This is a genomic window from Neobacillus drentensis (assembly GCF_036965645.1).
GTDB lineage: Bacteria > Bacillota > Bacilli > Bacillales > Cytobacillaceae > Neobacillus > Neobacillus drentensis_D.
This window is the reverse complement of the sequence record NZ_JBALPZ010000103.1, coordinates 3327-13544: the sequence shown is the minus strand read 5'-3', so window position 1 is coordinate 13544 and position 10218 is coordinate 3327. Positions and strand designations below refer to the sequence as shown.

7 protein-coding genes are annotated in these 10218 nt (G+C 38.6%); 5 read left to right on the top strand and 2 right to left on the bottom strand.

What is annotated here, in order from left to right; translation table 11 throughout:
* Window positions 1–124: 124 nt before the first annotated feature.
* The gene (locus V7266_RS19220; RefSeq protein WP_335469996.1) at window positions 125–1930 is read right to left on the bottom strand and encodes a V4R domain-containing protein; all 1806 of its coding nucleotides are present in this window, start codon (window positions 1928–1930) and stop codon (window positions 125–127) included.
* A 174-nt stretch (window positions 1931–2104) separates the two neighbouring features.
* On the opposite strand from V7266_RS19220, the gene V7266_RS19215 reads away from it, so the two are divergent.
* From V7266_RS19215 to V7266_RS19195, 5 genes are all read left to right on the top strand, one after another.
* Entirely contained in the window at window positions 2105–3001 is an 897-nt protein-coding gene (locus tag V7266_RS19215) for an alpha/beta fold hydrolase (protein WP_335469994.1), read from the top strand.
* A 24-nt stretch (window positions 3002–3025) separates the two neighbouring features.
* On the top strand, window positions 3026–4195 hold the full coding sequence (locus V7266_RS19210) for an acyl-CoA dehydrogenase family protein (RefSeq protein WP_335469991.1): 1170 nt from the start codon (window positions 3026–3028) through the stop codon (window positions 4193–4195).
* Between the two features lie 93 nt (window positions 4196–4288).
* On the top strand, window positions 4289–5269 hold the full coding sequence (locus tag V7266_RS19205; RefSeq protein ID WP_335469988.1) for a VOC family protein: 981 nt from the start codon (window positions 4289–4291) through the stop codon (window positions 5267–5269).
* Window positions 5270–5372: 103 nt separating this feature from the next.
* Window positions 5373–6413 carry an AbrB family transcriptional regulator gene (locus tag V7266_RS19200; RefSeq protein ID WP_335470000.1) on the top strand — a complete coding sequence of 347 codons (1041 nt, stop codon included), beginning with the start codon at window positions 5373–5375 and terminating at the stop codon, window positions 6411–6413.
* 573 nt (window positions 6414–6986) lie between these two features.
* Window positions 6987–8540, top strand: coding sequence for an ABC-F family ATP-binding cassette domain-containing protein (locus tag V7266_RS19195; RefSeq protein WP_335469985.1), 1554 nt, complete (start codon window positions 6987–6989; stop codon window positions 8538–8540).
* Between the two features lie 129 nt (window positions 8541–8669).
* On the opposite strand, the gene rlmD is transcribed toward V7266_RS19195, so the two are convergent.
* Window positions 8670–10049 carry a 23S rRNA (uracil(1939)-C(5))-methyltransferase RlmD gene (gene rlmD / locus V7266_RS19190; protein ID WP_335469983.1) on the bottom strand — a complete coding sequence of 460 codons (1380 nt, stop codon included), beginning with the start codon at window positions 10047–10049 and terminating at the stop codon, window positions 8670–8672.
* Window positions 10050–10218: the final 169 nt, after the last annotated feature.

Below are 10218 nucleotides of genomic sequence, written 5' to 3'. Positions count from 1 at the left end.
AGTTTGTCTACAGTCGGCTTTTTTGATTAATAATGGTATTTACTAAGAAATCGTTGCCATTTCGGCGTACGCTTCAAACAATTAATATATTATTTAAGTTTTTCAGTTAAATATATTTTGTTTTTTATCGTGCAAATTCCTCAAAGCTTAAGCTATCCGACAATATTAGCGCCTGAATAACTAATAAAGTATACGCTGCTGTTGATGCGTTTTTTAGTGAAATTTGTAGCTGTTCCTCAATTTGCTTTATACGATATTGGATACCACCGATTGATAACGTCAACTCATCCATCGTTTCTTTTAAGCGTTGGCTATTTAATAAATAGACGTAAAGCGTGTGCAACAATTCTTTTTTACGTGGATCATCGAAATTGTATAAGTCTTTTAACGTCTTTTTCGCCATTTCATGCAGCTGCTCAATACTCATGTTCCTTACGATATCGCCAAGCATTCCTAAATCTTCGTAATTTGTTAGTAGCTTTTGGTTTGGGAAGCGCTGGGCGACACGAGCCTCTTGTAGAGATCGTTCGAAATCTTTAAAATGGCTAAACGTTCCGCTAAGCCCTATTGAATATTTATAATTGCTATTTTGCTTCTCCATTTTTTGAAAAATTTTCGTAATTTTCTTTTGCCAACCTTGCTTATCGCTATTCAGCGAGTTAAGGAGAGCAATTTCTTCCCCGAGCACTGCAAAAATACAAGGTAAATCCCACTCTTTTGCCAACTTAGATAACGCTGTTAGCTGGTCATGAATGTCAATAATTTCGTGATTTTTCTTTTTCTTTTTCACACTAATAATACCTGTAGAAAATGGCGGCTGAAATTTAAACGGTAAAAATTTATAGTAAGATTCGATATCTTTAATATTTCGACTATGAATTAAGCGCTCTAATAGCGAGCTACGCATACGTTGTTGCTCTTCAAACTGCGTCTCCTCGTATAAAATACATAACGCCACGACCGTCGAAATACGCTCTAGAAATAAGTGGTCGTTTTCATCCACATGCTTTTCATCAAAGTAAAAAAACGAACAAGTGGCATAACTTTTTTTATTAATAAGAACAGGTGACGTCAACTTCCAATATTTATCGCCTTTGTAATGCGTAACGTTGTGCTTATCGACAAAATGCGATAATTTCGCCTTATCTTTTTTTATTACTAGCTGCTGGTCTTCGGTAATACCAATTTGACTTAACGGAGTGCCATGAATATCCTCAATCAAAATCGGGATGTTCAACAACTCATACGCAGCCTGCACAATTTCATCCATCGAATGCTTATCTGTTACTTTTTGCGTAAGTTGCCCTTGAAATATCGAAATTTTTTCAAGCATTTGCTTATGGTGTAAAAGTGCATCATATGTCATTTCAAGCTCGGATAGAATGTTGTCGTTTTGATAAAGGTGAATAAGGTCCTCCTTTTCTTTGAGCCAATCGCGCTCCAAACGCACTTTAAACTCGCAGCATGGATCACCTTTTCCGACGCACTTGTACTCAACAGCAATAATTGACTCGCCAAACTCATATGTCAATGCACCACTTGCAAAGCCGCATAACATGTGACAAACACATTCATTTGCTAAACCGTAATTTTTAAGGTGTAATGCTGCTTCGAATGATTCTATCCATTGTCCCCACGTATCGACACATTCAATCGTGCCGTCTGGATGGCGCACAATTTCCCCCATGAAAATAACATCTTTTACATGACCTAAGCGCGAATGTCTTTTACCAACAGGATTTATCGAGTTTTTATTTTGGAGCTTATTTTTTGCTGATTCCATCCCAAACTCTTTACCAAATCGGAATAAAAAGCCTTTCGTTTTATGAGAGCCAATGTTGTTAAATAAATTGTTTTTTAATGTGTGGAAGGCATTTGCCGACATTAAAATATTTTTCGTTTCACTAGAATCAAATGCAATTTCACTCATTAAAATCACATCCCCTTTGATTTCTATTTCCCATATTACAAAAACGAAATTATTTTTTCAATAAATTTTAAAGATTATTAATATTCATTCAATAAAAATTGCTATGACGTTTAAAATTTTTAACAGTTATACTCAAAACAGAAAAAATAACAACCAATACAAGGAGGATAAACAATGACAATTTTTGAAGGATTTCATAATAGTTACGTATTAGCGAACGGTGTCCGTACACATTATTCCTGGGCCGGAACAGAAGGACCAGCTGTAATTTTACTACATGGTGCAGGACCAGGAGCTTGCGGCGCAGCGGGTTGGCGTCTTATGTTACCTGCATTAGCAAAAGCTGGATTCCGCGCATACGCAGTAGACCAACTATCAATGGGCTTCACAGATGCACGCCCTCACGCATGGCCAGTAAATGGTCATCAAAGCTTAGTGGACCATGTACATGATTTTATTGAAGCATTATGCCTAGATGAAGTATCACTTGTCGGCAACTCACAAGGTGCTTACGTTGCCGCTAAATATGCAATTGACCACCCTGAAAAAGTAAATAAGGTTGTTTACATCGGCAGTAATACAATTTATCAAGCGATGCAAGAAGTACCCGAAAGAAAGCTGCGTTCATTCTTAGAAGTGATTGGTTACGACTATACAGAAGAATCGTTACGTAAATTTATGTATCGCAATTCAAGTGAAGACACAGTCATTCCAGATGAACTAATTCAACTACGTCATCAAGCAGCAACTCGCTCAGGTGTAAAAGAATCAAATCAAGCGTTCGATGCTTACTTAGCAAGAATGAATGAAGAACCAAAGCTTTGGGATCGCTACTGCATTAAAGATGCATTACCAAAATTAAAAATCCCTGGCATATTCGTTTGGGGTAACCAAGATTCTGTTGCACCAGTTGAGACAGGTTATAAGCTTGAGAAATTATTACCGAACATTAAATTCGAATATATCGAAAACTGCGGTCACCAAGCACAAACTGACCAACCAGAAATCGTGAACAAACTTGTCATCGATTTTTTAGCAGTGGAAAAAGATCAAGCAGTTTCAGCACAATAAACTTTTTTCGAAAGGAATGATCAAATGGTAACAGTAGTTGAAAATAAAGCGTCTTATGAAGAAATTATGCAAAAAGCAAAGCGTATCGGTGAAGCCTCAGAGTTAGAAGCAATCGAAGCGGATCTTAACTCGACAATTTCTCCACGCATCGCGGATATTATCCGCGAGGAAGGAATTCATCGTTTAATTTTGCCGAAAGAGTTTGGCTATCCACAACTTGATTGGCGCACGTTCGTTGATATGGTAAGTACAGTTGGTTACCACAACTTATCTGCTTCGTGGTTAACATACTTTTTCTCAGTGCACAACTCTTGGGTATGTTACTATCCAAGGCACATTCGCGATGAAGTCATTAACCAAGGCGGCTTCGTAGCTGACGTATTTGCACCAATCGGCAAAGTAGAACCAGTTGAAGACGGGTATCTCGTTTCAGGTAAGTACAATTTTGTAAGCGGCATCAATTACTCTGATTGGGTTGGCGTGGGCGCAATCATGAAATTCGAAGACAACGACGAACCTGAGCGTGTAGGTATTTTATTAAAAGTTTCTGACTTAGAAGTTGTTAAAACGTGGGATTCGCTCGGTCTTCGTGGATCAGGTAGTAATACATTAATCGTCGATAAAGTTTTCGTTAAGCCTGATGCAATTTTACGCTTTAGCAAAATTATCGAAAAGAGCCAGCCACCGTATGAAGAGTTCGATCAAGACTACTTATACTACAACACACCATTCTACCCTGGCTTCTATGTAGGATTCGCAGCGATGGCCGTTGGTGGTGCAGCGCGGGTACTTGACGAATTCGAAAAGCATACAGCAGGTCGCGTACGCTTCTCTGGCATAAACGAAAAAGATTCTCCTGCGAGCCAACGCGTACTTTCGGAGCTAAATCTTGAAATGCTTTCTGCTAAAAGTTTATTAAATGAATACGTCGCAATGATGGAAACGGATAAAGGCGGCCCATACGAAGGGGCAAAGTATAAAGCAATCCGTGCAAAGATTATCGATAAGTGTACACAAATCGGCGTAAAATCACTACTTACTTTAGGTGGACACGCATTATTAAAAGGTCACCCAGTAGAGCTGTTCACTCGTGACTTAATGGCAATCGCAACACACATAACTTCTTTATATGAAGATGGTATTTTAGGGTACGGTAGACATTTATTCGGCGTTAATACAAACATTCAAGGGTAATAGTAGTATTCGAAAACGTGATTTATAAAGAGTGGATTCGTATTTCATATGTCCTCTCTTATAAAAAAACATCTAATTATGAGGTGAATATTAATGGAAAAATTCCTTTACGCACCGGAAATTGCAAAATTAGGACACGTAGCTTTAGTGTCGGCAGATCTTGAAAAATCTTTATGGTTCTTCCGCGACACAATAGGTTTAGAAGAAACAGAGGTAGTAGATGGCGTACACTTTTTACGAGCTTGGGGCGACTTCGAACACCATACATTATCCATTACAGCTGGTGAAACTTCTTACATCGATCACATCGGCTGGCGTACAAAACGTCGCGAGGACATCGCAACTTTTGCAAAATTATTAGAAGATGCTGGTACAGAAGTACGTTGGAAAGAAGCAGGCGAAGAAGTAGCGCAAGGTGAAGCAATCTGCTTCGAATTACCAAGTGGTCACTGTTTCGAACTTTACTACGATATGGAAAAAACACCTGCTGATGAATCTCGTAAATCAGTACTTAAAAACCAAACTTATAAATCTTGGGCGAAAGGTGCATCTCCACGCCGTATCGATCATGTAAACTTACAAACTTCTCACGACAACACTGAAATCGTAAAATTTTTACAAGAAGCATTAGGCTTCAAGCTACGAGAATATTTTGTAAATCCAGACGATGTACAAGTAGCAAGCTGGTTATCCGTAACAAACTTAGTACATGACGTAGCAATCATGTCTACATCACGTTCAAAAGAGCCAAACGAAATGCACCATATCGCTTACTGGTTAGACAACGCACAAGACTTACTACGTGCTGCTGACATTTTATGCGAAGCAGATGTACAATTCGTTGGTCCTGGTAAACATGGTATTTCTCAAGCAATGTACATTTACGTAAAAGACCCAGGAAGCGGCTTACGTCTTGAAATCTTTACAAACGGCTACTTAATCTTCGAGCCAGACTGGGAGCCATTAAAATGGACTTATGAGGAATATTTGAAAAATGGTTCCGCATATTGGGGTGATCGACGCCGCGATGACGTAGATCGTGAATCCCAAGTAAAAGAATTAGCGAAATCATAATAACTAAACCACCAGTATTCATGACGATGAACGCTGGTGGTTTCTTAAGTAATGAATGTATTTAGGAATTTTATTATAGGAAGGGGTGTTACTGTTGAAGGCAATGTTAAAGGTGTTAGTTTTATCTTTAATTGGCGGTTATATTTTTAGCCTGCTGCACATCCCTATTCCATGGATGCTCGGCCCAATTGTTGTCATCATGTTAGCCCAATTTGTTTATAAAGGACCGCTCAAATGGTCCGGCCAAATGCGGGATTTAGGTGTTGTTATGGTCGGTACTGTAATAGGTGTACAATTTAACATCGATTTATTTGGCATGATGGGCTCAATATTATTTTACATGATAACGCTAAACGTTATTTTAATCGGTGGCTCAATCGGCATCGCTTACTTAACGAGTAAATGGGCAAAAATCCCGATCAAAGCTGCTGTACTAGGTGCAATCCCAGGCGGTTTAGGTCAAATCGTCGTATTTGCTGAAGAGGAAAAAATTGAAGAAATTGGCGTTATTTCTTATTTTCAAGTCATTCGGCTGTTACTAGTGGTTGTATTCGTACCGTTTATCGTCGCTGGACATGCAATAAGTAAGCAGCCAACTGACGCGAAGCTAACGATTAATTTAGTATTATTAATTGCACTTGCATGGGTATGCTCACATTTAATGCAACGCATCCATTTGCCAGTCGCATTTTTCATCACACCCATTATTTTGTTAATCACGTTGCATCTCACAACACCAATCGCAATGCCACAAGTACCTAGCATATTCATGAGCGTCGCACAGCTACTAATCGGCGCCCATATTGGCTTAATGCTTAAGCCACATATGATTAAGCTTCCAGTACGTGTACTTGTTGGCGGGATTTTCAGCGCATTCGCACTGATTGCCCTAACATTTGGCTCAAGCTTCCTAATGTCGTTTGCATTGGACACAACTTTCGCTACAAGTTTTCTAAGCACAGCCCCAGGTGGCTTAGATCAAATGGTATTATTAGCTGATGCAGTTAAAGCAGAAGTCTCACTTGTTTCGATGTTCCAAACCTTCAGGCTACTGTTTATCTTTATTTTAATATTGCCTCTGATGAAAATGTTTTACCGTTGGAGAGAAAAAAAGAGATTGTCTACTATCAAGCAAGCAGTGTAGTAAAGTATCAATATATAAATGCGTATTTTGGAAAACTTTTATTGACGATCTCTAACTACGGAGAAAAACGCTCTGATGACTGAATTTATGTCAGTGGGGCGTTTTTTTAATTGATGTTAATAAGGGCGAACGTTAACCATATATAATAGAAGGAATTCAACAAGAATAGGCAACTACCACAAGGGTTATTTGCCCTTCTTTAAAATGAGTTGCGAGACACACTCCACATGTGCGGAATGAATGTGGCAACACCTGGGCTGTTGATGAGTTTACACTTGTTTTTTAAAAAATTTAGTTTAGAACTCAACCAATTCTTTCATTTTTTCTATAATTATTCCCATATAGGAATAACTCATATCTTACCTCCAGGTTCGTTGTATAATAGACTTTTACCCAATTGTTATACGCCCAAGTAAATATAATTCAATAATCTCAATTTATTAAGATGGGGCAAAATTCCAATTTAGCCCAAAGATCAAATTACTTTTTTCACAAAAAATAACTTCAAGATAGAAAAAGCAGTCAAAATCTAGTAAGATATCCACATGTGATATTAGATAAGGAGTTAAAAAAATGAGCGTATTAAACGTAAAAAATTTAAGTCACGGTTTCGGTGATCGTGCTATTTTTAATAATGTGTCTTTTCGCCTTTTAAAAGGAGAACACGTTGGACTAGTTGGGGCAAATGGTGAGGGTAAGTCTACTTTCATGAATATTGTTACTGGGAAGTTACAGCCCGACGAGGGGAAAGTTGAGTGGTCACGAAAAGTTCGTGTTGGTTATTTAGATCAGCATGCTGTACTTGAAAAAGGTACTACGATGCGTGACGCTTTGAGTACTGCTTTTCAATATCTTTTTGATGCTGAATCAGAAATCAATGAACTTTATGCAAAAATGGGTGATGAAGGTGCTGATATCGATGCATTACTTGCAGAAGTTGGAGAGCTACAAGAAACTCTAGATAGTAATGATTTCTATCAAATTAATTCAAAAGTTGAGGAAGTTGCTCGTGGTCTAGGATTAGACGATGTTGGACTCGATCGAGATGTAGATGATCTTAGCGGTGGGCAACGCACGAAAGTTTTGCTGGCTAAGCTTTTGCTAGAAAAGCCTGAAATCCTATTACTAGACGAGCCTACGAACTATTTGGATGAACAGCATATCGAATGGTTGAAGCGCTATTTACAGGAATATGAGAATGCATTTATCTTGATTTCGCATGATATTCCATTCTTGAACAATGTGGTTAACTTGATTTATCACATGGAAAACCAAGAGTTGAATCGCTATGTTGGTGACTATGATAACTTCTTAAAAATTCATGAAATGAAGAAGCAACAGTTAGAGTCTGCTTACAAGCGCCAACAACAAGAAATTGCTGATTTGAAAGATTTCGTTGCTCGTAACAAGGCAAGTGTTGCGACTCGTAATATGGCGATGTCTCGTCAGAAGAAGCTCGACAAAATGGAAGTTATTGAATTGGGGAAAGAGAAGCCGAAACCTGAATTTAACTTCAAAGAAGCTCGGGCAGCTAGTCGTTATATTTTCACGGCTGAAGATCTTGTTATTGGTTACAATGAACCACTTTCTCGCCCTCTGAATTTGAAAATGGAACGCGGACAAAAAATTGCATTCGTGGGTGCAAACGGTATTGGTAAGTCTACTCTTTTAAAAAGTATACTTGGGTTGATTGATCCAATTTCGGGTAAAGTGGAACGTGGTGAGTATCAACACATTGGTTACTTCGAGCAGGAAGTTAAACAGTCTAACTACAACACTTGTATTGAAGAAATTTGGAGCGAGTTCCCTAGTATGAATCAGGCTGAAGTCCGAGCGGCTCTAGCAAAATGTGGATTAACGACGAAACATATTGAAAGTAAAGTTGAAGTCCTTTCAGGTGGAGAAAAAGCCAAAGTTCGATTGTGTAAAATTATTAACACAGAAACGAATTTATTAATTCTAGACGAACCTACCAATCACTTGGATGTGGACGCAAAAGAAGAATTGAAGCGTGCTTTAAAGGCATATCGCGGAAGTATTTTGATGGTATCTCACGAACCTGATTTCTATCGTGAAATCGCGACTGATATTTGGAATTGTGAGGATTGGACTACGAAAGTGTTTTAAATAAAGATTAAGGGGTACCCAGTGAATAAAAATTTCATTGGGTACCCCTTTTTATAAACCAACCAAAATTTTGAATAAAAATATACTTTAGATTTCTTATAAAAGCTCATCTAATCTAAAAGTTAGAATCTATTTCAATATTAATTTTGCAACAGCTTCCACATGTGCCGTGTGCGGGAACATATCCACAGGTTGAATATATTTAACATCATATTTTGAGCTTAAAGTTTGAATATCCTTTGCTAAGGTAGAAGGATTACAAGAAACATAAATAAGCTTCTCTGGTTTCACTTGCAAAATGGTTTGAAGGAGCTGGTTGTCCAATCCTGTCCTTGGTGGATCAACTACGATTACATCCGGTTTCCATCCTTTTTTGACCCATTTTGGCAATATCTCTTCTGCTTTACCCGGGACATATTTTGTATTAGTAAACCCGTGACGTTTTGCATTTTTCTTGGCATCATCTATGGATTCAGGGATAACGTCCATACCCCGGACCTCTGCCGCCTGGTCAGCAAGCCATAATCCAATCGTACCTACCCCACAGTAAGCATCAAGGACTTTCTCGTTTCCTGTCAGGTCTGCGGCTTTTTTCACCTCATCATATAACTTGACGGTTTGAATCGGATTCAGCTGAAAAAATGTTCTCGCTGATAACTCAAATTGTAAATCACCTAACGTTTCCTGGATGAATTCTTCGCCGGCAAGGGCAAGGGTTTCTTCACCAAAAATCAGTGAGGTTTTTTCACCATTAATATTTTGAACGATCGATTTTACCTGCGGCAGTCTTTGTTGTATTTCTTCAATAATAGACTGCTTCTTAGGCAATTCTTTTTGTGTGGTAATTAGGACTACCTGCAACTCACCCGTTTCCACTCCAACACGGGCGACTATGGTTCTAACAATCCCTTTTCTCGTCTTTTCATTATAAATCGGGATTTGCAGGTCCTCTAGAATCGTTTTTACCGTTGTGACCGCTTCATTCGTCTGGGAGTGCTGAACCGCACAATGCTCAATATCAATGAGCTGGTGAGAATTCATCCCATATAATCCCGCCAAGACCTTGCCATTTTTTTGTGCTACTTGGAAACTGCTTTTATTCCGATAGCCCCAAGGATTCTCCATCCCGATCGTTTGTCGGATATCAAGTTTGTCCGCCTTCAACTTTGAATGCCGTTCTAGGGATTGAATAATAATATCCTGTTTTTCTTTCAATTGCTGGCTATATTGTAAATGCTGAAGCTGACAGCCGCCGCATTGCTCATAAAAAGGACATGGAGCCTGAACACGATGCGGTGATTTAACTCGGATTTTTTTAATTTTTGCTTCAGCAAATTTAGGATTGATTTTGGTTGCTTCAACGACTACCTCTTCACCAGGCAAAGCCCCTGGCACAAATACTACCTGCCTTTTAAAATAACCCACGCCCTCCCCATTGATCCCGAGTCTTTTGATCGTTAACGGGAAGGTCTGTTTCACTTGTATCTTAATACCTTGTTCGGTCTTCATTTATGTTCACTCCAAATTTTTCAAAAGCTTGAGTTGTATTATAACATGTTCATGGAAAAAAGCCGAATTCTGCTGAATTTCGATTGGCTCCTTGATGGGTTGTTACTATAACGTACTGTCTCTTCAAATTTCTTACACAAAACTCAAGCTATAAAATACCAGAAAAATG